The sequence below is a fragment of the Rickettsiella endosymbiont of Dermanyssus gallinae genome (genome assembly GCF_019285595.1).
Lineage (GTDB): Bacteria > Pseudomonadota > Gammaproteobacteria > Diplorickettsiales > Diplorickettsiaceae > Rickettsiella_B.
This window is the reverse complement of sequence record NZ_CP079094.1, coordinates 1,256,613-1,281,903: the sequence shown is the minus strand read 5'-3', so window position 1 is coordinate 1,281,903 and position 25,291 is coordinate 1,256,613. Positions and strand designations below refer to the sequence as shown.

Genomic DNA, 25,291 nt, shown 5'->3' with positions numbered 1-25,291 from the left:
AAAAAATGAAAGTAATGCTTCTTAAACAATATAATATCGATCCAACTAAAGCATTAGCATTAGTAGATTATCCGATGCCTCAACCGAGCGAAGAAGAAGTGCTTGTTGAAATTTATGCGGCATCGATAAATCCAATTGATGCTCGAATAAGATCGGGATATGGTAAAGCGATTTTTTCAGAAAAGACCCCATTACCTATTATATTAGGGAGAGATTTTTCAGGCGTTATTATTAAAGTTGGAGCTAATGTAGAAGAATATAGGGAGGGCGATAGCGTTTTTGGTGTAGTGAGTCCCTTTAGAGTGGCAGGAATGAAGCAGGGGAGTCATGCGAAATATGTCTGTGTGCCTATTTCTGAAATCATAAAAAAGCCTAATAACATCGATTATATTCAGGCTGCTTCTTTGCCTTATGTTGCCCTGACAACCTATAGTGCCTTAATCAGCCAAGCCGGTATGCATTATAACGATTATAAGGGGAAAAAAGTTTTTGTTTCTGCGGGTGCTGGAGGTATAGGAAGTTATGCCATTCAGTTTTTAAAGGCAATGGGTGCATACATTGTTACTAGTTGCAGCAGTAAAAATATTGAATATGTTTGCAAGCTTGGTGCTGATGAAGTTATAGATTATGAGAAGGAGAGTGCGATTACGATAAATGATTGTGATATTGCCTATGATTTACTTGGAAAGTCTAATATAGAACCGATGTTATCTTGCTTAAAAAAAACTTCTCCAGATTCTTCGATTATCTCTGGTATTAAAGTGTTATTAGATAATGGGCTAGCGCAACTTGAATCTGCTGATACAACTTGGACCGTTCCTAGCTATAAAAAAATACTTAAGGATTTTGATATTGAATTAGCTAAACTATTACCTTATTCAGCAAAATACATTTCTATTGTTGGACCGATGATGCCGCTTACTGATTCAAAAGGATTACATGCAGGTATGCAGCAATTTGTTTCTGACACATTAAAATATAAAGCTTTCCAGGCGAGTGAGTTTGGAAGATATTTCAATTATTCATTTTTTGAACCTAACGCTGAAGGATTACGTTTATTGGTTGAGCATATAGAATCTGGAAAAATTGATCCATGTGTTTCTCAAATTTTTTCTCTTACTCAAGCACCTGAAGCACATAGGGCGATAGAGACGGGGCATACCAGAGGAAAAATTGTATTTGATATGAGCTTAGTAAATAAAGATAATTCTACTGAAGAAATAGAAAGTATGCACTGTATGAAACATTGATAACGTGTGCTAATTGCAATGGAAAAACAATATACTGCATTAATCGTTGGGGCCGGACCAGTTGGTTTAGTTACTGCTCACTTATTAGAGAAATTTAATATTAAGAGTTTAGTAATTGATAAAAAACACACGGCTTACACTTATCCTAGAGCTATTGGTATTGATGATGAAACTTTACGTATTTTAAGAAACGTATGTCTTGAAGATGAAGAGATAAAAAACTTATGTAATAAACCAAAAATTGAATATTTTACGCCAAGTGGTTATAAGCAGTTCATACCAAACGAGACTTATCGTCCTTTTGAATACCCTATTTTATCAACATTCTATCAACCAGAATTAGAAAAGATTTTACGGGGCAAATTGTATGCTTCAAAATTTGTAACATTTATTTCTTCATGTGAGATCCTTAACTTTATAAAAAAAGACGATTATTATTTAATAAACGTCTTTTATCTTGGAAAAGTCGTTCAAATAAAAGCCAATTATATTCTTGGATGTGACGGCGCTAAAAGTTCTGTACGTAGATTGTGCGGAATACAGTTTGAAGAGTTAGGTACTGGTGAAGATTGGGTTGTCATTGACCTTTATGATAGCCAAAAAATTAGGGATAACATAAAAAACATTGCAAAAAATGGAATTTATAAGTTTCCTTGCGTCACAATTAATTTTCCACCAAAAATGCGTCGTTTTGAAGTTAAAATACCTACTGCAATTAATTTTGTGGATAAAAACAGCGATAACCTTATACAGTTACTTTTGGAAGATTTTATAAAAGACGAGAATCCTCATATCATACGTTCAAGAATATACAAGCGAAATTTTTGTTTGGCAGAAAACCTTTCTGTAGATAATGTTTACTTGCTTGGTGATGCAGCGCATTTGATCCCACCATATGGCGGGCAAGGAATGTGTTCTGGAATCAGGGATTCATATAATTTATGTTGGAAATTAGCAAGCGTTATTCAAAAGAAATCCTCTCCTAAGCTTCTAGCCACATATAATGATGAACGTTCTGCAGCTATTAAAGAAACAATGCAGTTTATCCATAATTTAACTAAAGATATAGCAGAAACAAAAGATTCAGAGCCAATTAATTGTCATTACTATAGAAAAATAAAACCTCTACCTAGGGCTTTAGCTTCTATGAATAGTGGGGTATTTTCAAGCGGCTCTTGGCTCCCTTCTATTTTCATTTCAAAAAACAATGAAATAAATAGATTAGATGACCTATTAATCGGTAAATGGAGTATCTTATTTAATAAGGATCACTTTGTTAAGTTTAAATCGTTTTTATTGCAATCTAGTATAAATTTAAACTCAATAGATATTGATTTATCAACAATTAGTAATTTAGAAAATTTAGTAAATCAAAGCCTTTATGAACATAATGTAGTTAGTTTAATTAAATCTGGGCTTGCTTTAATTATACGCCCTGATTTATTTATTTTTAGAGTTATTGAACACGAAAATGAGTTGTCATTAGATAATAATATTTATTATGGTTGAGTGTGATGTATTGATCGTAGGTGCAGGTCCTGTAGGACTGACACTAGCAATAATTTTAAAGAAATTTAATATTTCTTATAAAATCATTGATAAAGCGTATACCTGGTCAAGCAAAAGTAAGGCTATGACAATCACGTCACGCACATTAGAGCTTTTAAATACAATTGGTATAGCTGAAAATATAATAAAAGAGGGTATACCGTCTTATTACCTCAATTATTTTTATAATAAATATAAACTTGGCCAAGCCAAGTTCAGTCGTCTTGATAGTAAGTATAATTTTATATTACAAATTTCACAATCTATAACTACTAAAATACTTAATGATCAACTTGAAAATTTAGATACTACAGTAGAACGTGGGTTAGAACTCACCTCGTTTGAACGTAATGATAGATGGATAACGTGTTACATTTACAATAATCGCAGCGATATTCACAGTAATATTAGGACAAATTATTTAATTGCTTGCGACGGTGGACACAGTGCTATTAGAAAGTCTGATGGGATGATTTTTCATGGCGAAGAAGATGATGAAACATTTCTTATGGCGGATATTCCTATAAAAAATTTACCTTTAGCTTTTGATCAGCGGCATCTATTTTATTTAATGCATTCTTTCCTTTACATTATGCCTATTACGTATAATGGGAATAATTTTATTTATAGAATCATTACTACAGAAAAAAATAAAACTGAATATACGAATAATTCTGTACTTGAACTGTTTAAAAAACACCTATGTAATTTACATTATTCTAATATAGAGTTTGGGGATCCCATATGGATATCTACTTTTAATCCAAAGCAATACGTTGTAAATAGTTTTTATAGAAACAAGGTAATTTATGTAGGAGATGCCGCTCATATTCAAAGTCCTATTGGATCACAAGGCCTTAATACCGGAATACAGGATGCATTTAACCTTGGCTGGAAACTTTCTTTTGTTCTTCAGAATGGATGGAGTCAATCTATCCTTAATAGCTATAATGCGGAAAGGAAGGCAGTTGCTAATAAGTTATTTGACTACAATAATTTTATAAGCAAAGTTGTTTTTGGGCATAAGCCTATTAAACGATTTTTTTCTATATTATCCAAGGCCACATTAGGAATAGATTTTTATAATTTAAAAGAAGTGGAAATAATTTCGCAATATAGAGTTAATTATAACAAGGTAAACAGGTCACCCATAATTGGGAGTAGAATGCCAAATTTTAAGCTAGATGATGAAAGATCAATATACGACGTTCTTTGTCCTACTAAATTTAATCTAATCCTCTTCGATAATAAAAATATCTCTAATTACACTAAAACTAATTCGCTAATAAATTTAATTCTAATAGAAAAAAAATGGAATAAATTAAAAAACGAGTTTTTTTTAAAAGCATTGGCGTACTTAATTCGGCCTGATTGCTATATTATGGATGTATTAAACTCCGAAATTGATATAAAGAAATTAATTTCATCAGAAGAGTTTTTTAATCTCTATGTCCATAAAAGATTAGGTTAGAGCTTTTGTTTGTTATACTTATGATTCAGAGGCTAAGTAAGCCATTGTCCACTATATTGAGCAAATTATTTGAAGTCTAGTAGACTGTAAATGCTTCTAAGCTTGATTTATCTAGGTTGCCCGCCCATTTCACGATGTGAAAACCAGCCAAGACCTCACTTTTGCATCGTCTCTACGAGACTTGAAAACTGAGGTCTTGGCTTTGGGCGGGCATGAGAATAAATTAAAGTAAAGATAGTAGAAGAAGAGAGAGAGAAGAGAAAAATTTCATATCTTTAAAATTATTAAATAAATTTATAGAATTATCTTTAATCCAATAAAAAAATGAGGTTCTCCCTATGGTCAAACCATTATCCCTAAAAGACTTCAGATCAGTCAGAAAGATATTAGAACCAAAAGATTTTGGATTGGGCTCTAAAAACCCCGATCCTGCGCCTACTGATCTTATTGACAAAGAATCATGGGATCATTTAACTAATTTGACTGATCATGTGGCCATACTGACATCGAATCATTTTGGAAGCATTATAAATGAATTATTAAGTTTTAAATTACTATGGTTAAGGTTAATTAATACTGAAAACTATAAAGATTTTTATTTAGAAACTTGTATATTATCAGTCTATGAAGATCTTGAGGCTGCTTGTTTTAATTTATTACATGGCTTTTATAGACAAGTATTTCAAGTATTGAGAAGCGCCTTAGATCATATGATAGTAAGTATCTACATAGAAACCATGGATCATAAATCCTTGGAGAGTAAATGGGCATTTGAAAAACAAGAAATAAAGTTTGGAAATGCCTGTAATTCTTTAAAAAACTATCCAGCTATAAAAGAATTAGAACTTTTCTTAGAAGAAAAAGAAAAAGATAGTTTGTTCCAGGCTAAAAATAGAGAAAAAAACTATGAAGGAGGTTTGATAAGACGATTATTTGGAAGATTAAGTAAATATATTCATCCCGATCATGAATATACAAATGGCCATCTATGGGAAAGTAATGGTCCAATTTTTCATCCGGTTTCTTTTTCTTGTGCAGTGGAATGTTACCATGAAATAATTTTAGTATGCTTATTGCTGTTTAAAATGGTCAAAAAAGATTTTCTTATTGATAGTGAAGACATTGAAACATTTTACCGCCTTTATAATTTGGGTGTTCTTGAAAGATCAAGTACATTAAAATCTGCTATGAAATATGTTTTTACAGGTTATTTTGAAAATTCAAAAAGTTCAGAGCCTGTAAACTAAATTGTGTAAATGCTTATTATTACCTAAGCTAATGCGCTGAAAAAAGCACTAGCGATAAAAGAGAAATAAGTAATGAAACAAGAACAAGAAATAAATATAGCTCCCGAATTAATCAGTGAATTGGCTAAATCCATAAAGAGTGAAAAAGATATATCTGCGCTGAGCAAGCAGCTATTAAAGCTCACGGTAGAACGAGCCATGGATGCAGAGCTAGAGGAGCATCTAGGCTACGAAAAGCACGCGATAGAAGGCAAGAATACGGGAAATAGCCGCAATGGTTATTCACCGAAGCGATTAAAGGGTGATTTTGGCGAAGTTGAGATTAACACGCCTAGGGATCGAAATAGTACGTTTGAACCTCGACTTATACGCAAAGGACAAACGCGCTTGACGGAGTTTGATGAACAGATTTTAGCGCTGTATGCCCGAGGGATGACTACCCGTGATATAGCGGCGACGTTCAAAGAAATGTACGGTGCGGAGGTATCGCACAGCTTGATTTCTAAAGTGACTGAAGCCGTGATGGATGAGGTGACGGTGTGGCAGAATCGCCCCTTAGAAACGGTATATCCTATCGTGTATTTAGATTGTATCGTTATTAAATGCCATCAAGATAAACGTGTGATCAATAAATCCATCTATTTGGCTTTGGGCATTAATTGTGAAGGACAAAAGGAATTACTCGGCTTGTGGATAGCTGAAACCGAGGGTGCAAAATTTTGGCTATCTGTATTAACCGAATTAAATCATCGTGGGGTAAAGGATATTTTTATTGCTTGCGTGGATGGACTAAGCGGGTTTCCAGAGGCAATAAACGCGGTATTCCCAAAAACGAAGGTTCAGCTCTGCATTGTGCATCTTATTCGTTATTCCTTACGCTACGTACCGCATAAGGACATGAAAGCCGTGGTAGCGGATCTTAAGCTTATTTACCGTGCTATTTCTATAGAGCAAGCCGAAGAAGCGCTTCTGATGTTCAGTGAAAAATGGGATAAAAAATATCCCGCCATTAGCCGTACCTGGCATAAAAACTGGAGTAATATGGTGACCTTATTCGATTATCCTGACGACATACGAAAAATTATTTATACCACCAATGCCATTGAATCACTCAATAGTGTGATTAGAAAATCAATTAATAATCGTAAAATCTTTCCTAATGACCAATCGGCATTAAAAGTAGTATATTTAGCGGTACAGAAGGCATCACAAAAGTGGACGATGGCTTTACATGATTGGAGAGCCGCTATGAATCGATTCGCTATCGAATTCGAGGGTAGGTTCTCCTGACACGGCACTTACACAAAATTGTTTACAGGCTCAATGATTAACAGTCATTTGCTTAAAATATAACTTATTGAAAAAACAACAATTTTAACTGTGGCGGCTATTACAACTATCACAGAAAAGCACATGAAAACCCGTTTCAATCACGCAAAAGTCCGGCACGGATTTTATATACGTTATTGCTGTTTGCTACAATGTCATCAAATGAATTGACTAAAAAATAATCTATGAAAAAACAATGTCCACAGGCTGTAGAAACCAAACGATTACTTGGTTTAATACCTAGTCTTAACGATTTAGATGACTATTACTGCATGATGCAAAATAAGCAATTTGTTGATTGCTATGGTGTAGCGTTTAATAAAGAAGAACTTTATAAGCGAGTCATTTCAGATATCAATCACTGGCAACAATATGGTTTTGGCATGTGGCTATGGCGTGATAAAGAAAATAAAGATTTCGTTGGTCGAGCAGGGTTAAAATATTTCCTATTGGATAATAAGAATGAAGTTGAATTGGGTTATGCCATAAGACCTGAATATTGGGGAAAAAGTATAGCTGTGGAGATGTCTTTAATGGCTATTGAGTTAGCATTTAATAGACTTTCTTTACCAGAACTTATTTGTTTTACGAGCTTTCAAAATTACCAATCATTGCGTGTTATGCAGAAACTAGGATTTGGCTATGAAAAAGATTTTGTCTATTTGGATATCCCCCATAAATTACACCGTTTAAGTACTGTGAATTTAGTGCTTTAATCTTAATCTACTTTTTAGTTTTTTCTAGAGCTTTTATAAGATCTTCAATGACTTTAAGGTCATCAATTTTAAAAGGCTTTTCAAAAAGAAAGTCTATTCCGGCTTCTTTACAAATGCGTTCCATCGACTTAAAGGGGTAGCCTGTTAAAGCAAAGACAGGAAGGTAGGATTTGTTCGTTTCTTTTTCCCAGTCACGATAATTTTGTACAAGATCGATTCCATCTGTTTCGGGCAAAACGAGATCTAATAACGCCCATTTGTACGTATAACTTTTCAAATAACTGAGTGCTTGAACACCATCTTCAACTGCTTTAACACGATAACCTTGCTGTTCAAGTAAGTTTTTTATAGCACGTAGAACCAGTAGATTATCTTCAGCTAACAGGATTGAGTATTTTGGAAAAGAATCCTTTTTTTGTATGCGTTCTTTTTGTTTGAAAGAGAATAGACGACGAGCGATTTTTCTCATGGTATTGTTATTTATTGTATGAATATTTTAGATTACATTGATTATTATATATCTATTATATAGTTATAACTACCTGAATAGAGCTCAAATAGAAAGTATGAGGATAGCTAAGTTATAAGGCTCTGGGTTCTGATTTGGTTCCTTTTCTCTCCTGTGTTATCTTTTTCCACTTATTAGCGGAATAATGTATGAAGATTAAGATTATTAACGTATTTTCTTATAATCATCAAGGTGGAAACCCCTGTGCCATAGTCGATAATGCTATCGCGCTTAGTGAAGAAGCCATGCAGAAGAAGGCAACTGAGTTAAATCTGCCTGAAACAGTTTTTATCATCCCTGATAAAAATCAGTACTTGTTACGGTTTTTTGCAACAAAAGGCGAACTTCCTCTGTGCTGCCACGGTACGCTTGGTGCGGTCTTTTATCTATTTAAATCCAATGTTAACCAACGTCCAACTATAAAGACCTATAAAGATAATATCAAAATTGATGTTAAATATGAGAACGATTTGGTCTCCATGTCTATTGCCAATAAGGGAAAAGTATTAAATACCCCTATAGACCCTTCTGTCATCAGTACGATGTTGAATATCGAAAAAGAATTTCTAGCAAAAGATTTGCCCTGTACCGCCGCTTCTATAGGAAGTCCTAAGTTATTCGTCCCGTTTATTAATAGGGCAGCTTTATTTGATATGAAGCCCGATTTAGACTTAGTTTCTCAATGGTGTAAAGATAACGCCATTAATGGTCTTTATGCTTACTCTAACGATGTAGAAAACCCTAACTTTGATTACGTAGGGCGGAATTTAAATCCCTTATTTAGCCACCAAGAAGATATTGCAACAGGCACGGCCGCGGCGGCACTATGCCAAATGCTATGCAAAAGCCGCGGTCAATCAGAGGGTACTTTTACCATAGAGCAGGGTGCTAATTTAGGAAGCCCCAGTCAAATCTATGTTTCTATCTCAAAGAAAAGCATAGAGATTAAGGGGCAAGCTTATTTTTCAAGTTGAAGATGCTTTTTACAAGCTCTAATAAGGTTAGAATTACACCTTTTCTTGTTCTAGCTCTTCTTTAGAAAGCTTCAGAATTTCTTCAATAGTACTTTCATCAAACCCTTTGGACTGCATAATTCTTGTAACAGAATTTACACCTTTCTCAAAGCCTTCCTGTTTTAGTTGTTGTGCGAATGTCATGATAATTTCTTTATCCTCTGGTAGATCAGTAGTGAGAATTTGAACAAGCTGCTCAACGGCATCAGGCTCATTCTCATCCTGGGTCTCATTTATTACATATTTTACCATAAACCGACGAGATTCTTTATTTAACTGCTTTAATATCCCTTTAATAGCTTCGCGTCTCTGTTTAAGAATAGTCAAAAAATTCCTTGTCCGAGAATGCTTTAGAAGCATTTCCATTAAAAAAGCGAGGCCGTCTTTAGCAAGCTCATCATCTGAAAGAACCGTTAGGTCAAGTAACGTAAAGGGCATAAAAGCAACTTGTTTAGCAAGATCAGGGGTATCGAAGCACTGATAGACATCGAGGGGATGTGGGTAAGGCGACTCTATACCATGATAAAGGCAAATCGGTAAGACAATCGGTAATTTTTTGTGGCCTTGGCGAATATGTTGATCCATAGCCGCAATACTATATTGCAATAACCTAAATGCCATTAATTCTTCATTGGCGGTTGATTCTGCCTCTAACAGAAAGAAAATATATCCTTCTTTGTTATCAAATTGACAGCGATACACAATATCTGAATGAATTTGACGAAACTTAGGTAAAATAAAACTCTTATCCGTTAGTTCTAATGTATTTATATTAATACGCTTATAGATTTCGGCTGGTACTCGTGCTTTAAGATAGGAAATAGCTACTTTCTTTTCTGTGAGAGATATTTTAAAGAGCTTATCAAAAGGTTGGTGGATCGTAATGGTCATTTTTTTATTATCCCTTATTTTTAATTAACCAATTGTTTTTACTACAGAAAGGAAAATTAGGGTTTCTTTTTTTCTTTAGCTAGGAAATCATCTATAAGCTTATTAAGAACCTCTTTCACGGTTAATCCTTTGGCTGCAGCTATCACTTTTAATTCTCTATGCTTTTCTTGGGATAGCATAAACCCAACTCGAGTGAGCGGATTTTTTTGGCTTTTAGAAAGTTTTGTCACATTCATCCCTTACTTAAATATAATAATGTAAAAATTTACACTTGACAATTTTTACATTATAGCATAACTTTATAAAGTATTCTTATTTAGCTAAGAGCTAACATAAATATAGGTAATTAAAAAGAGAAGCGCTAGTAGCCGAGATTCGCACTCTCAACTACCAGCTAACCACAATCTACTTACTAGGAGTAAACTATGGCTAACGTCAGTTTAAATCAATCCGTCCGTGTTCAGCAATCGTTAGAAGCACTTACCTATCGATCCTGCCAATTGAGTAAGCAAACTCAAATCCTAACCAAACTCATTACGTTACAGCTCGGCAAGTTAACCCATCAACTAGACAAAGAGCGCAAGCAATCCAAAAAATTTATCCCTCTCTATGATCGAGAAAAATTTGTACAGCTTAACGAACTTTATCTATCAAAAGTTAAACAACTCCTTAATAGGCTTTTCCTGGAAGAACAGTTATTAGAAGAGAAATTGCATAACCATCAAGCCATTATCAATCGCATTAAGTCAGAGGTGGCTCATGCTTAGTAACCCTTACCAATCCTAGGGTTGTACATCTTTAGGAACATTTAAACCACTAAACAACCTTAAATGAGTTAAGGAGTCATCATGACTATGAATGTCAATGTAAATCAATTTTGGTGCTTAGAACAACCTGCTCGCGATTATCTATTTGAAATCAAACATTTGAATGAGCATTTATACCGACTTAAACATGCTACAACTAAACTTTTATTTGATTGCCATGCTTACTTTTTATCTTATGAGATGCTTTGTAGGCTGATTCAAAAAGAAGAGTTCGGATCAATCAAATTAATCGATATTAAATATTTATACCAACTTTTTTATTCCCAACGATTGGATGAGTTAAAACTAATGGCATCCGACTTAATGCCCTATAAAGAGCGATTACATAAGTGCTATCAAAAACACTTCCGCCCCGTAATAGACGAGATAGAAAAAGGGGAGGTTAAGTAATTATATGCCGATAATTAAATACTGAGGGATTATTTAAATCCCTAGAGTTTCCTAACCACCAACCCCGTTAGGGGCGACAGCGACAATGCGCTAACACTGTCGCTGTCGCTGTCTGGCCACTTAGCATAACAACCTAATACTAGTAGGAGTTAGCCTCATGACCACATGTAGCTTATCTCGATCGCTCGATCGAAGCAAATTTAAAAATGTCAATATCCAGTTTCATGAATTCCAGTTTCATGAATTCCAGTTTCATGAATTCCATCTAATTTTTTATCTATTCATAATAAGCACATCCAAAATAAAAAGAGGTTGTGGAATGTATGCGTATCTCAGCACTAATTCCCAAATGTATGGGAGTTGATATGGCCTACAGTGAAAAAAGAGAATTAGCTTGGAGTAGAACGCTCTTACATGAAGATTATTATAATAACGAACGTACTAAATTATCCCTTATTAAAAGAGGAATAAATCATCCATCATCATTGCAATTTCGATTAGAAAAACTGTTTCTTTTACACCAAAACCTAAAAGGTTATGTTTTTTTAGGAGATCTTTCAGAACAGGAGGTTTGCTGCCTTCTTTTAGCAGCCTGGGGTGTGGGAATAAAAGAATGCGCAAACATACTTAAAATAAAAGAAGATACCGTACATAAAATCCGTACTAGAGCCTGCCAAAAATTAAATGCCATTGATATACCTAATGCTGTATTTAAAGCAAGCGAGGTAGGAATTTTCATGGTTGATAGCATTGATTTTATCATCGAGCTCCGGAATAAAAAAACTCAACTCATTCAGAAAAATATAAAAACTGAGGAAATGGACAATGCCTAATAATAACAATAAATCAAAATTAAAAGATTCCTTAGATAGTATATTAATTGAGCTAAAAAGTCTAACAGAATTAGTTATCGAACTAAATAAACCATTGGCTAATACAAAAAAACTCGCATTAACTTTAAATTATGACGAAGCTATTCCATTATATTTAATTGGTGACCCTGTGCGTGTACAACGCATTATATTAGAGTTAATAACGAATGCTTTAACATTTACTGAACAAGGAAAAGTGACATTAACGGTTCGGCTCAGCAGAAGCAATTACCACGAAAGTATTATAGAAATTGCTGTGAGTGATACGGGTATTGGCATGTCGCCGGAAGAGCTAAAAGATATATTTACTCGCTTTAAACGCTTAACGCCTTCTTCCCAGAGTATTTATAAAGGGGAGGGTTTAGGCTTGAGTATTATAAAGCAATTTGTTGATGATGTGGGCGGGGAAATTTTAGCGAGTAGCCAAGTAGGGCAAGGTACGACATTAAGTTGTTTTATACCCTTTGAAAATCCGTTAATCATAGACTCGGTCGATATTGTGGGATTGATTCCGATCAAAGTCAACAGCGAGGTTTAGCCGTTAGCTCGAGAGCTATTTTTTATATAGAGTTAGTAGGAAATACAGGGGCCATCTATTAGTTAGTTGCTGTTGTATTAATTTTTCATTATATTCCTTTCCCTATATCAAGGGACGAGATTTAGTGAAGAAAAACCTAGTGAGTCTCTACCTACTTGTTATGCTCTCCAAAGTAATGGTTTAATTCAATATAGTATTCTACGGATTTTTTAGAGATAAAAATAATAATTAAATGCTAATACAGCATTTCTCTTTTAAATTGAAAAACTTTAGTCATGATAACAATTACATCCACGTTTACGTCTGATCCTATTGCAGAACCTTTACAATTATTTTTAAAATTGATTAATGAAGTTCCTGAAATAAAAATTTCTCCTTATAGACAAATATTTCAACAATTACTTGATCCAGATAGTTTATTTAGACAGAACCAAGATACCAATATTATTTTGATTCGTTTTGAAGATTGGTTACCTTCTGAATCTGGAGAAGATAAAGGGTTATTTGCAGTTAGCCATGTTAAAAAAATGGCTGATAATTTCTTATCAACGCTTCAGGTACAGGCGAGTGAATTGCAAGGCCATCTGATTATAGGAATATGCCAACCTAGTCCCACTGTTTATGAAAATCCCATTTTAAAAGAGACGTTTAAAGAATTAGAAGTAGTGTTTCAACAAGCAATTACTCAATTAATAGGGGTTGATTTACTTACATACGATGAGATTAATACTTATTATCTAATTTCTGATTACCATAATCCATATGCAGATAAATTAGGACATATTCCTTATACGGAAAATTATTTTTATGCGCTGGCGGCTATGCTGGCTAGAAAAATTCATGCGATAAAGCACGCAGCTAATAAAGTTATCGTGTTGGATTGTGATTACACTTTATGGGATGGGGTCTGTGGTGAGGAAGAAGATGTAACGAATTTAAAGATAACAGCCGCCCAACAAGCGTTACAACATTTTGTTATCCAGCAGCAACAAATAGGAAAACTTATTTGTTTGTGTAGCAAAAATAAAGAATCAGATGTTTGGTTAGTGTTTGATAAACATCCGAATATGCTATTAAAGCGTGAGCATATTACCTCGCATCGAATAAATTTGAAAGAAAAAGCGCTCAATATAGCTGAAATAGCAGAAGAACTTAATTTATCACTCAATAGTTTTCTGTTTATTGACGATAATAGTCGTGAATGTAAGTTTATGAACGAGTTACAGCCCGAAGTGCTGACTATTCAATATACTGATAATATTTTGCATGTATTACAACATATTTGGTTTTTGGATAAACTGAATGTAAGCATAGAAGATACACAACGTACCAAATCCTATCAGCAAAAAGTGAAGCTATCCGCTTCAAAAGCCTATAATTCTCTTAGTCAATTTATTAATGATTTGCAGTTAGAAGTTCAATTATTAGAACTCACAATGGATCCTTCCCAGGTAGACCAACTAAAGAGAGCGGCTGAGTTAACGCGAAAAACCAATCAGTTCAATTGTACGACAGGTAGATTTACAGATAAGCAATTACAACAGCTTTTAAATAGTTCGAAGGTTGTCATCGTTCATATTAAAGATAATGAGAGAAACTATGGTTTGAAGGGAGTTATTATTTTTGAAATAAAAACTAATTCTCTCGAAGTATCAAATTTCTTATTAAGCTGTGAAGTGTTAGGCCGTGGAGCAGAGCACCGTATTCTTAATGAATTGGGCCTTATCGCTAAAAAAAATAATGTATCAACTATTAAGTTTCCTTTTATACCAACAGAGAGAAATGAACCCGCTAAAAATTTCTTAGCAAGTGTTTGTGATCCTGTTTTAAACGAAGGAGATCCAGTCACTCATTTTAGCATCTCTACAGAAAAAGCTTGCTTGGTTAAATATGATACAACGCAAAACTTTGTTAAATATAAAAAAGAAAAAACCGTACACACTGTAGAAAAACAGAAAAAAAAGGAAAATGCGATAGATTACCTTAAGATCGCAAATGAGTTTTCTACAATAGAGCAAATTCAATCGTGTTTAAGAATAGCGCGTCGTAAAAACTTCATTAATACTAATTTTATAGCACCTGAAACTTCTCTTGAGAAAAAATTGGTAAATTTATGGGAAGAAACTTTAAATATTTCAGGGCTCGGTTGTACGGATAATTTTACTCAACTAGGTGGTGATTCAATAAAAGCTACTCTATTAATAGCTAAAATTTATAGTATTTATGAGATAGAAATAAAAATAGATGAACTACTGACTAGTACTATAATGGATCTTGCTACTTTAATTGAAAGTAAACAAAGTGAACAAATCGATTATCCTAAAGAGGTGGCTTTAATTGGAGACAGAGAAAATAAGTTATTTCCACTTTCCTTTGCGCAACAACGACTTTGGTTTATGGATCAATTGGAGCCAAATAATCCTCTTTATAATATGTTTGTTGCGTTTGAACTTTTAGGTGAGTTAAACAAAGAAGCTTTAAAGCAGTCATTTTTGATTTTATTAGAGCGACATGAGAGTTTACGAACAGCATTTATTACGCAGGAAGGACAGGCTTATCAAACTGTTTTGCCTTATACACCGGAGTTGCTTGATTTTACTTTGGAAGAAATCAGCGATTCATCTGAACTTTTTTTACAAAAATTAGCGCATGAGGAGGCTCAACGGGTTTTTCAGCTTAATAATGCACCTTTATTAAGAGTTAGAATGTTGGAATATACGACGGATCGTCATGTTTTGATGTTATCTATGCATCATATTATTCATGATGGCTGGTCATTTCATATTTTTTGTAATGAGTTATCAGAAATTTACTCGGCATTAATTGAAAAAAGACTGATTAATTTACCAGTAAAATATTGGGATTACATTGATTTTTCGCAGTGGCAGCGGCATTTATTAGATGAAGCTAAACAAGAAAACCTGCTTAGTCATTGGTTAGAAGAATTATCTGGCTTTTCTCCTACAAAATTACCGCTAGATTATTCAATAGATGATGTTAACCAAAACAGCTATGAAGGGGCACGAATCCCCTTTTCAATCAAAGCGGAAACTGTAGCGGCTATTAAAAATCTTTCACAAGCTAATCAAACCACGCTGTTTACATCTTTATTTTCCGCGTTTTCACTATTGATAGGGCGTTACACGGGACAAGAAGATCTTGTCATTGGTACACCGATTTCAGGCAGGCATTCTCCAAATCTTGAGCATGTCATTGGATTTTTTATCAATATTTTAATGTTACGTACTGATACAAGTCTTGATCCTAGTTTTGAGGATTTTTTAAAGTTAAATAAAAAAATGATTTTAAAAGCTTTCCAGCACCAGGACTTGCCTTTTGAAAAATTGGTTTCTGCCTTAAATCAGTCGCGAAGGGTGGGAGAAAGCCAGCTCGATAATATCATGTTTATTTTTCAAAATTATCCTGTAGATCCTATAGAGTTAGCGGGTTTAAGTTGTAAGCGTATATTATCCGATAATGAATCTTTATTGTTGGCTGATTTTGAAAGCGCGAAAGTGGATTTATCTTTATATATGCAAGAAGTTGGCGACCAGTTGCAAGGTCTTTTTGAATATAATACCCAGTTATTTCAGCGTTCAACAATCGAAAGGCTTATTGGACAATTTCAGAGATTATTAGAAAATATCGTAGCCACACCGGCATTGCCCATTTCAAAAATATCGTTGCTGGATAAAGAAGAATGTATCCAATTATCGGCTGGGCTGAGTACCTACAGTAAAGATTACCCGGTTGATTCGTCATTATGTGAATTATTTCAACAGCAAGCTGAAAAAAAACCTAATAACATTGCAATAAGTTTAGGCAAAGAAGTCATTACCTATCAACAATTGAATGAACATGCAAATCAATTAGCGCGTCATTTAATTGACTTGGGTTTGCATCGAAAACAAACTGTTGGGCTTTATTTGGACAGAAGCGTTGAATTATTGGTTAGTTTGCTGGCTATTTGGAAAGCAGGAGCAACCCCTGTCTGTATCGATCCAAATTACCCTAAAGAGCGGGTTCAGTTTATTGTCAATGATTGTGAACCCGCGATGTTAATAAGTCAGGGAGATTTATATAGCAAGCTAGAGATAACGTTGAGACAACCTAATAAATTAGGGAGTATTGTACCCAGCATAGATTTAAATCAAGAACCTTGGCAAGATCATCCTTCTAAAACGGACTTAATGACTATAGCTTCTCCAGATGATGTGTTTTATATCATTTATACGTCTGGTTCGACAGGAGAGCCTAAGGGCGTACTGATTGAACAACGGGGCGTTGTCAATATGGTTTACAACCAGATTGAACTATTAGGTATTCATTCTAAGGATCGCATTTTACAGTTTGCTCGTCCGACGTTTGACGCTTTTTTTTGGGAGATATTGGGAACCTGGTTGGCAGGTGCTCAATTATGCTTAGTTTCTAAAGATATTAAATTAGTAGGTTATGAGTTAATAGAAGCATTGAAAACCGAATCTATTTCGGTCGCTACCTTGACCCCTTCAGTAGTGGAAATTATTCCAGAGGGAGTCGTATTACCCAAGTTGCGGTGTTTAGTATTAGCCGGTGAAGCGGCATCTGTCGCAACGATTGAAAGATGGAGTGGGCATTGCCAAGTTATTAATGCCTATGGCCCTACTGAAACGACTGTCTGTGCTTCCATTGAGAAAGTAGATTTATCAAGTGGTAAATTAGGTATTGGAAAACCTATTGCTAATGTAGAGATTTATTTGTTAGATGCCAATTTAGAGCCTATCCCCATAGGATCTGCTGGAGAGATGTATATAGGTGGAATGGGTGTAGCAAGAGGCTACTTAAAACGTGAAGCATTAAATCAGAGTAGCTTTTTGACCATTTCATTGAATGGTCAAAACAAGCGTCTTTATAAAACGGGTGATATGGCGCGATGGTTATCCGATGGACGCTTGGAATATTTAGGAAGAGTTAATGATGAACAGATAAAATTGCGTGGATTTCGTATCGAACTCGATGAAATAAAACGGCAGATACTTAAACATCCCGCCATTGCTAATGCAGTAGTAAGGGCATATGACCAGCATCTTATTGCTTACTTAGTGACTAAGCCTACTCATTCTCTCGAAAAAGCCGTCTATCTTTCTCATGCCGAGGAGCAAACCCAGCAGTGGCTTAAGTTGTATGAAGAGCTTTATCAGCGCTTGGATGCAACGCAACCACTTAATTTCAATTGTTTAGGCTGGAATAGTTCGTATACCCGAGAACCTTTTTTAGAAGAAGAAATGCAGGAATGGATCGATACGACCGTCGAAAGAATACTTTCTCTTAAGCCCAAACGCGTTTTAGAAATTGGTTGTGGGGCTGGGTTATTGATGACACGTATAGCGCCTTATTGTGACTTTTATAGAGCAACTGATTTTTCTGAGGCGGCGATCCAGTATTTAGAGAAGGTACGATTGAACTTAAATTTACAGGAAAAAGTAAGTTTGTTACAAAGAGCGGCAGGCGTTTTTGATGATAAAGAGCAATCTGATTACGATGTCATTATTATTAATTCAGTGGTTCAATATTTTCCTGATATAGAGCATTTGATTCAGGTGATAGAAGGATCAATCGTTTGTATGAAGCCTGGCGGGAAATTATTTATTGGAGACATTCGTAGCTTAAGGCATTTAGAAGACTTTCATCGCGCTACTCTTTTGTCTAATACCGGAGCCGAAAAAAAGCTATCTGAAAGGAGTGTCGCGGATAAAATCAAGCATGAAGAAGAGTTGCTTATTCAAGACAGTTTTTTTGAAAAATTTGCACAAAGCCATCCCTTGCTTGAGTGTGCTATCACACAAATCCGTCGCGGTAGGCACATTAATGAGTTGACACAGTTTCGTTATGATGCCGTTCTATGTAAAAAAGGGCCTCAGTCTGTTCCAATGTTGCGGGTATCTTGGACGGCATGGGGTGAAAAATTTACAACACAAGAAACGATTCAAAAAACTTTATTACATGAGTCGCCTTCTTATTTAGCTATTCAAGGTATTCCTAATGTTAGATTGCCTCTCTCTAAGGATAAATTATCTGAAATAACGAATAGTTCGGCAGAGAATCCAGAAATATTATCCGGTTTAGCTGAAGAATTAGGCTATCGAGCCGTTATTAACTGGTCTAAACACGATCCCGTACATTGTTTTGATATTGTTTTTTATAGGGGGGAAGAATTAGTACATATTGTTGAACAAGATCACTTTTCTGATCAATTATCAAATGTAGAAAATTGGTCGACCTATGCAAATCAGCCACAAACTATTAAGCTGCAACAAGGCATTCTAAGTGATGTAAAGGAAAAAATTAAAGCAATACTTCCAGATTACATGATCCCCGCTAATTGGTATTTTATTGAAGAGATGCCATTGACATCTCATGGAAAAATTGATGATAAATTTTTAAGAAGCTTGCGTTTAGAAAAGGCTAATTATTCATTTAATCCTCCTACTACAGAAACCGAAAAACAGTTATGTTTATTATGGGAGTCTTGCCTAAATATTAATAATTTAGGTATTGATGATAATTTTTTTGAAAATGGTGGGGAGTCATTACGCGCGGTTGAATTAATTTCTAAAATAAATGAAGCGTTTAATCTAGATCTTCCTGTAAAAGTTATAATGGATTTTCCAACTATTAAAGCATTAGGCACTGTTATTGAGAAAAAACAACTGGGTGAAAAAGAAGTAACCTCTCCTTCTTTAATAAGTTCAGTGGTCACATTAAAAAAAGGGTCTAATGATGAATTGCCGTTATTTCTAATACATCCAGTAGGCGGAATGGTATTTTGCTATAAAGCTTTAATAGAGCAATTAAATTTCAATGGTGCTTGCTATGCCTTGCAAGATCCCAGTATTGGGGTCAAAAAATTAATTTTTTCTAGTATTAAGGAAATGGCGGCCAGCTATATCGAGTGTATTAAGCATTTCCAACCTAAGGGGCCTTATAAGCTAGCAGGGCATTCTTTCGGGGGTACGGTTGCTATTGAAATAGCCCGACAGTTGATAGAAATGAAAGAGGAAGTTCAATTTGTTGCTTTATTTGATACCTGGGCTAGGGCAAGTAATAAAGAGAAATTACATCATCAAGTAAAAGAATCGCTTGTTAAAGAATATGAGGCTACTAAGCGAAAGGAGTATAGTGCTAAGCTATTTCGAGTAGGGCCTATTATAGATTTGTCTTTTTGGATAAAACTAGGCGCAGATCGTATGAATCTATCTTTAAATTATCAAGTTCCAAAAAACCTAAATTTTCCCATTATTTTGTTTAAAGCGGAGGAAAGTTCAGATAAAACAATAGGCGAGCAAGCATCATTAACTAATTACTGGGACAAATATAGTGCTGATCTAAAAATACACAGTGTTTATGGAAATCATGAATCTATGTTAGAAAATCCTTATGTTAGCCAGACTGCCTTTTTACTGGATTTTTATTTGAGAGCTGATTCTAAATTACAGCAGGAGCATGCTCAAATGACTAAAAGGTATGGCGCAAATTATTAATATATTTTTTATAGGCTAGGAAATTACCTATGTTAAAAGAAGAGAAAACTTATAAGAAAACGATGGATCTTTTATCTATAGGGGTTTATTGGAAAGATAAAAAAAACCTCTATATTGACTGTAATCTTTATTTTTGCCAATTATTAGGTATAGGCTCGAGTGATATCATTATTGGAAAAAATGATGAAACTTTGAATAATGAGATTCATTACAAGGATACTTCTAAAACAATAGACGGGCAAACAACGGTCCTAGAGAAAAGCATTATTCATAAAAAGGGGATTAAAAAACATTTGCTTATTCATGAAGTCCAGTTAGAGGATAACAAGGATAATGAAATAAAAATTATGGGGGTAGTGACAGAAATTACTTCTTTAAAAAAAGAGATTTTAACCTTAAAAAAATATAAAAAGGAAGCTCAAACCTATTTAGAAAATATTATGGCTAGGATGCCAGGTAGTGTGTATTGGAAGAATAGGGAAGGCGTATATTTAGGGTGCAATGGCTACGTTGCTAAAATAGCAGGTGTTTCTTCTATAAAAGAAGTGATAGGCAAGACAGATTTTGATTTCTCTTGGAAAGACGAGGCTCCTACTATTTTACAAGCAGAACGTGAGATTATGGAAAGTGAAGTCCCTAGAGAGTTAGAAATCTCAGGTAGGTTATCTAATGGAAAAAAAGCTACCTTCTTAGTTATTAAAACGCCTTTATATAATGTTAAGAAAGAAGTTATAGGTATTTTGGCTACTTCTTTAGATATTACGGAAAGAAAAAGATTGGAAGAAAATTTAGTTGCCGAAAAAGAAAAGGCAGAAGCGGCTAATCAGGCAAAAACTGAGTTTCTGGAAAACATGCGTCATGACATCCGAACGCCCTTGTCGGGAATCGTGGGTTGCGCTCATTTGATTCAAAGGCAATCAAATAATCCAAAAAAAGTAGAAGAATATGCGACAGACCTTGTGGACTCAAGCAATGCTTTATTGGAATTCCTGAATAAAATATTAGAAAGTATACAGGTAGCAACGGGAGAAATTCCGCTCTTAAGGAAAAAATTTGACTTAAATAAAATATTAGAACAGGTCGTACACTTAAACAAGCCGCAGGCTGATGTAAAAAATCTTGATTTACATTTTTATTATGATAAAAATATTCCTCCGTACTTGCTAGGCGATCCCATACGACTACAACGTATTGCACTAGAACTCGTGACCAATGCGTTAAAATATACGGATAAAGGTGAAATTAAAGTCAGCGCACGTTTAATAGAGAATAAAAAACGTGAAGTGATCATTGAATTGCGTGTCAGCGATACAGGGATGGGTATTCCTCGAGATAAGCATCAAGAGATTTATACTCGCTTTACACGCTTAACGCCCTCGTATCAGGGTATTTATCCAGGAACAGGCTTGGGTCTTTCAGTGGTTAAACAATTTATTGATGACTTGGGAGGTGAGATTCAGCTTGATAGTCAACCCAACCAAGGTTCAACCTTTACGTGTTACATTCCTTTGCAAGAATCGTTATCACCACCTACCGATAAAAATGAAACAGAAGAGACTTTATCGTTTGCAAAAGGTATTCACGTACTCACTAAAAAAACGACTGTGGCACCTGGGTTACAAGAAATGCCTGTGACGACAGGAAGTCGCGTGTTAGTGGTTGAAGACCATCCAATCGCTGCCAAAGTAGCACAGGGCGCGCTGTTAGAGCTTAACTGCCAAACGGATATTGCTCCAGATGGGAAAACAGCGTTAACTTTGGTAGAAAAAAACTATTATGATCTGATATTGATGGACATTGGCCTCCCGGATGGAGATGGTTGTGATGTAACACGTCGTATTCGTTTAAAACAATGGCAGAGTAATCCATCGGTTCCTATTATTGGATTAACAGCACACACCGTTGAAGAAAAGAAGAAGCGTTGTCTTGAAAATGGAATGAATGCGATCTATAGCAAACCATTAACCCCTGAGAAAGCCTCAGAAATACTCAGTGTGTTTCTATCACACTCACAAGCCTCTGCTTTAAAAGCAAATCGTGATGAATCCTCCAATAATAATGATTTACAGTCATTGCCTCTTTTAGATAAAGAGAAGGCGTTAAAACTACTGGGTAGTGAAGAAATATTTCATGAGCTGCTGGGATTACTAGAAAGCGGGTTGATAAAAGAAATAGTGGAGCTAAAACAATATCATCAGGACAAGGATTGGCAGGGTGTAGCAAAGTTGGCACATAAATGGAAAGGTGGAGCTAGTTACTGTGGTGCGAGTCGCTTAGAACAAGTCTGCAAAGAAATTTGCAAAGAAATAGGAGCTGCATTAAAAGCAAAATCACCTGAGAAGCTCGAAATACTTTATCAAGCGTTACTTCAAGTTGTAGAAGAAACTAACGAAGCAGCTAGAAAAATTATAGCGTCTGATAAGTAGATAATTAAAGCAATGTATCTTCCTAAAGAATTGGAAAAAAATATCCTTAGTATCTATGGGCAAGTGGGCAGAGAGTGGTTAGATAATTTACCCCACTTATTGTCTTATTATTCTAAAAAGTGGCAGTTAACGGTTAAAGATTGTTTCAATAACGCCAGTTTTAATGTAGTTGCCAACGTTATTTTAGAGAATGGTCATCCAGCTATTTTAAAGTGTGGTGTTCCTAGTAAAGAGTTTATGAATGAAGTAGCAGCGCTTCAGCATTTTAATGGAGTAGGGTCTGTAAAATTATTGGGTGCAGAAGCAGGTGCAGGTATTATGTTATTGGAAAGGCTGGTACCAGGTACTTTGTTAGAAGAGATTCCTGATGAAACACAACGTGTAATAAGCAGTGTGGAGCTTATACAGAAACTACATAGACCCTGCCAAGAGACCGCTTTATTTCCTAGCTTAGCCGATTGGTTTCAAGGATTTCAGCGTCTTTTTCAATATTTTCAGGTCGGAACAGGGCCTTTTCCTAAACAGTTAGTTGAACGAGCAGACGCTATGAGCCAAGAGGTTATTAACCTCGATGGGGCCTACGGTATTGCTACATGGGGATTTGCACTACGGTAATATTTTATTGTCAGATAAATATGGTTGGTTAGCGATTGATCCTAAAGGGGTGATAGGTGAACGCGAATATGAAATTCCTTTCCCTCGCTTGAAGGGTGAAATTAATGAAAGCCTTATTAAGCGCCGATTAGACCAATTCATAGAGATATCTGGATTTGATAAATCACGTGTGTTGGGCTGGGCTTTTTGCAAAGCGGTATTAGCGGCCTGGTGGTCATTTGAAGATCAGGGTGAAATTTGGCAACCTTTTCTAAGGTGTGCCGAAATATTAAAAGTATGAAAATGCATATAAATAGCAAAACTAGACGTTCAAAACATGATTGATCCGAATGAAAAAATAAGGTTTGTTGAACTAACAGAATATAACCCAGAATGGCCAAGAATATTTTCTGATGCTGCCAAGGACATTAAATCTATTCTGAAAGAAAACTGTGTCCAAATTCATCATATTGGTAGCACAGCCATACCTAATATTTATGCTAAACCAATCATTGATATGCTGCCTGTCGTCAAAGATATTAGTTTGGTCGATTCATTAAACCATGAATTTGAAAATCTAGGCTACGTTTGTATGGGAGAATACGGTAATCCTGGCCGTCGTTTTTATTGGAAGTCTAAAACTAAAAGAACCCATAATATTCACTTATTTGAGCAAGGGGCATCTGAAATCAGGCGTCATTTATTATTCAGGGATTTCATGATTGCGCATAAAGATTATGCACAGGCCTATTCGCTGCTAAAACAGTCATTAGCCGACGTATTTTCTGAAGATATAGAAAATTATGTCAATGGAAAAAGTTCTTTTATCCAGATGATCGATTATAAGACCGGCTCAGCAAAAGCCGAACAATTGGATGCGAAAGATAATATTATTATTGAACCGTACCATTCTAATTGGCCTAAACTAGCTGAAGCTGAGATAAAAGCAATTAAAGGAATTTCAAGTCAATTATCATATGTTTCAATAGAGCATTTAGGCAGCACGGCTGTACCAGGGCTTGCAAGCAAGCCAGTGATTGATATTTTTATTGCTGTAAAATCGATAGAAGAAGCTAAGCAATGGATTAAACCACTTGAGACATTAGCTTATGTTTTTTGGGCTGAGAACCCCAGCAAATCTCATTTGAGATTTTTTAAGGGCATGCCGCCCTTTGGATCAAAAAGAACCCATCATGTTCATATTATCGAGAACAGTAGCGGAAAAATGGAACATAGAATTTTATTTAGAGATATCTTAAGACGTGATCAGAAAATTAGGCTTGAATATGAAGCGCTTAAAATGAAATTGTCAGGCGCTCATTCGGCTGATCGCGAGGCATATACGGATAAAAAAGGTGCATTTATTAAAAAAGTGTTGCGGGAACAGGGTTATTTAAAGTCAATATCTCGATAAAATGTGTGAAGATGATAAATTTAGTAAAAAAATTTAATACGAAACAGGACGTATAGTATGCAGATTGATTTTCCATTATCTCCCTATGAAAATATCGTATTTGATATAGGAAATGTCGTTTTAGAGTGGAAGCCTGAGGAGATACTAAAAAATGCCTGGGGAGTTTCAACAAACTTTCAATATTATATAGATAAAACATTTGGATCACCTGAGTGGCTGAAATTCGATAAGGGGGAAATTCAACTTGATGAACTTTGTTTGATATTTTCTACTAGGTTAGGAAAATCAGTTGAAGAGATGCGTAGATTATTGGAAGTTGCTAAAGAGTCTTTAGTACCTTTCCCGAAAAGCTTGGAATTATTAGATAGTTTTGAAGAGGTAGGTTTTAGCTTGTACGCTTTAACTAATATGCCAGATTACACATTTAGCTATTTATTTAATAAGTATGAATTTTGGAAAAAATTTAAGCATATTACAGTCTCTTCTCATGTCAAAATGATTAAACCCGATCTAGCTGTTTATGAGCATATGCTCAATAAAAATTCTCTTGATCCTGCCAAAACTATATTTTTAGATGATAGTTTTAAAAATGTACAGGCTGCTAATGAGTTGGGGATATTAGGAATACATTTTTTTGATGCAGAAAATTGTATTGAACAATTAAGAGTTTATAGTACAGCTAATAACTTCCCTTGTGCAGGCGAGAGCACTTAGTGAAAAATGCGTACCATATATTC

At 35.0% G+C, this 25,291-nt stretch carries 20 protein-coding genes; 17 read left to right on the top strand and 3 right to left on the bottom strand.

The window, feature by feature from the left end; translation table 11 throughout:
* Nucleotides 1-5 precede the first annotated feature (5 nt).
* From KX723_RS06480 to KX723_RS06455, 6 genes are all read left to right on the top strand, one after another.
* Complete coding sequence (locus KX723_RS06480) at nucleotides 6-1,250, top strand: zinc-binding dehydrogenase (RefSeq protein ID WP_218813584.1); 1,245 nt, start codon at nucleotides 6-8, stop codon at nucleotides 1,248-1,250.
* Nucleotides 1,251-1,268: 18 nt separating this feature from the next.
* Nucleotides 1,269-2,759, top strand: coding sequence for an FAD-dependent monooxygenase (locus KX723_RS06475; RefSeq protein ID WP_218813583.1), 1,491 nt, complete (start codon nucleotides 1,269-1,271; stop codon nucleotides 2,757-2,759).
* Nucleotides 2,752-4,269, top strand: a complete 1,518-nt coding sequence (locus tag KX723_RS06470) for an FAD-dependent monooxygenase (protein ID WP_218813582.1) — start codon at nucleotides 2,752-2,754, stop codon at nucleotides 4,267-4,269. The genes KX723_RS06475 and KX723_RS06470 overlap by 8 nt, the downstream gene beginning before the upstream one ends.
* Nucleotides 4,270-4,607: 338 nt before the next feature.
* Complete coding sequence (locus KX723_RS06465; protein WP_218813581.1) at nucleotides 4,608-5,516, top strand: hypothetical protein; 909 nt, start codon at nucleotides 4,608-4,610, stop codon at nucleotides 5,514-5,516.
* Nucleotides 5,517-5,588: 72 nt separating this feature from the next.
* Nucleotides 5,589-6,806, top strand: a complete 1,218-nt coding sequence (locus tag KX723_RS06460; RefSeq protein WP_218813425.1) for an IS256 family transposase — start codon at nucleotides 5,589-5,591, stop codon at nucleotides 6,804-6,806.
* A gap of 224 nt (nucleotides 6,807-7,030) precedes the next feature.
* On the top strand, nucleotides 7,031-7,561 hold the full coding sequence (locus tag KX723_RS06455; RefSeq protein ID WP_218813580.1) for a GNAT family N-acetyltransferase: 531 nt from the start codon (nucleotides 7,031-7,033) through the stop codon (nucleotides 7,559-7,561).
* Between the two features lie 7 nt (nucleotides 7,562-7,568).
* Here KX723_RS06455 and KX723_RS06450 read toward each other — a convergent pair whose 3' ends face one another.
* The gene (locus KX723_RS06450; protein WP_218813579.1) at nucleotides 7,569-8,030 is read right to left on the bottom strand and encodes a response regulator; all 462 of its coding nucleotides are present in this window, start codon (nucleotides 8,028-8,030) and stop codon (nucleotides 7,569-7,571) included.
* Nucleotides 8,031-8,218: 188 nt separating this feature from the next.
* Between KX723_RS06450 and KX723_RS06445 the strand changes: the two genes are divergently transcribed.
* A complete protein-coding gene (locus tag KX723_RS06445) occupies nucleotides 8,219-9,043 on the top strand; it encodes a PhzF family phenazine biosynthesis protein (protein ID WP_218813578.1) in 825 nt (274 codons plus the stop codon).
* 33 nt (nucleotides 9,044-9,076) lie between these two features.
* On the opposite strand, the gene KX723_RS06440 is transcribed toward KX723_RS06445, so the two are convergent.
* Both KX723_RS06440 and KX723_RS06435 read right to left on the bottom strand, forming a co-directional pair.
* Entirely contained in the window at nucleotides 9,077-9,973 is an 897-nt protein-coding gene (locus tag KX723_RS06440; RefSeq protein WP_218813577.1) for an Rpn family recombination-promoting nuclease/putative transposase, read from the bottom strand.
* A 56-nt stretch (nucleotides 9,974-10,029) separates the two neighbouring features.
* Nucleotides 10,030-10,203: a hypothetical protein gene (locus tag KX723_RS06435; RefSeq protein ID WP_218813576.1), complete on the bottom strand. Its 174-nt coding sequence runs from the start codon at nucleotides 10,201-10,203 to the stop codon at nucleotides 10,030-10,032.
* 195 nt (nucleotides 10,204-10,398) lie between these two features.
* Between KX723_RS06435 and KX723_RS06430 the strand changes: the two genes are divergently transcribed.
* The 10 genes from KX723_RS06430 (at nucleotide 10,399) to KX723_RS06385 (ending at nucleotide 25,268) form a co-directional block, all read left to right on the top strand.
* Nucleotides 10,399-10,740: a hypothetical protein gene (locus tag KX723_RS06430; RefSeq protein WP_218813575.1), complete on the top strand. Its 342-nt coding sequence runs from the start codon at nucleotides 10,399-10,401 to the stop codon at nucleotides 10,738-10,740.
* 81 nt (nucleotides 10,741-10,821) lie between these two features.
* A complete protein-coding gene (locus KX723_RS06425; RefSeq protein WP_218813574.1) occupies nucleotides 10,822-11,190 on the top strand; it encodes a hypothetical protein in 369 nt (122 codons plus the stop codon).
* 365 nt (nucleotides 11,191-11,555) lie between these two features.
* Nucleotides 11,556-12,023, top strand: a complete 468-nt coding sequence (locus tag KX723_RS06420; RefSeq protein ID WP_218813573.1) for a helix-turn-helix transcriptional regulator — start codon at nucleotides 11,556-11,558, stop codon at nucleotides 12,021-12,023.
* Entirely contained in the window at nucleotides 12,016-12,600 is a 585-nt protein-coding gene (locus tag KX723_RS06415) for a sensor histidine kinase (RefSeq protein WP_218813572.1), read from the top strand. Before KX723_RS06420 ends, KX723_RS06415 begins: the two co-directional genes overlap by 8 nt.
* A gap of 275 nt (nucleotides 12,601-12,875) precedes the next feature.
* Nucleotides 12,876-20,120 carry a non-ribosomal peptide synthetase gene (locus KX723_RS06410; RefSeq protein WP_218813571.1) on the top strand — a complete coding sequence of 2,415 codons (7,245 nt, stop codon included), beginning with the start codon at nucleotides 12,876-12,878 and terminating at the stop codon, nucleotides 20,118-20,120.
* Nucleotides 20,121-20,149: 29 nt separating this feature from the next.
* The gene (locus KX723_RS06405; protein ID WP_218813570.1) at nucleotides 20,150-22,546 is read left to right on the top strand and encodes a PAS domain-containing sensor histidine kinase; all 2,397 of its coding nucleotides are present in this window, start codon (nucleotides 20,150-20,152) and stop codon (nucleotides 22,544-22,546) included.
* Nucleotides 22,547-22,558: 12 nt separating this feature from the next.
* The gene (locus tag KX723_RS06400) at nucleotides 22,559-23,161 is read left to right on the top strand and encodes an aminoglycoside phosphotransferase family protein (protein WP_218813569.1); all 603 of its coding nucleotides are present in this window, start codon (nucleotides 22,559-22,561) and stop codon (nucleotides 23,159-23,161) included.
* A complete protein-coding gene (locus KX723_RS09765; RefSeq protein ID WP_218813568.1) occupies nucleotides 23,118-23,441 on the top strand; it encodes an aminoglycoside phosphotransferase family protein in 324 nt (107 codons plus the stop codon). Before KX723_RS06400 ends, KX723_RS09765 begins: the two co-directional genes overlap by 44 nt.
* Nucleotides 23,442-23,477: 36 nt before the next feature.
* Nucleotides 23,478-24,554, top strand: coding sequence for a GrpB family protein (locus tag KX723_RS06390; protein ID WP_218813567.1), 1,077 nt, complete (start codon nucleotides 23,478-23,480; stop codon nucleotides 24,552-24,554).
* 57 nt (nucleotides 24,555-24,611) lie between these two features.
* The gene (locus KX723_RS06385) at nucleotides 24,612-25,268 is read left to right on the top strand and encodes an HAD family hydrolase (RefSeq protein ID WP_218813566.1); all 657 of its coding nucleotides are present in this window, start codon (nucleotides 24,612-24,614) and stop codon (nucleotides 25,266-25,268) included.
* Nucleotides 25,269-25,291 lie beyond the last annotated feature (23 nt).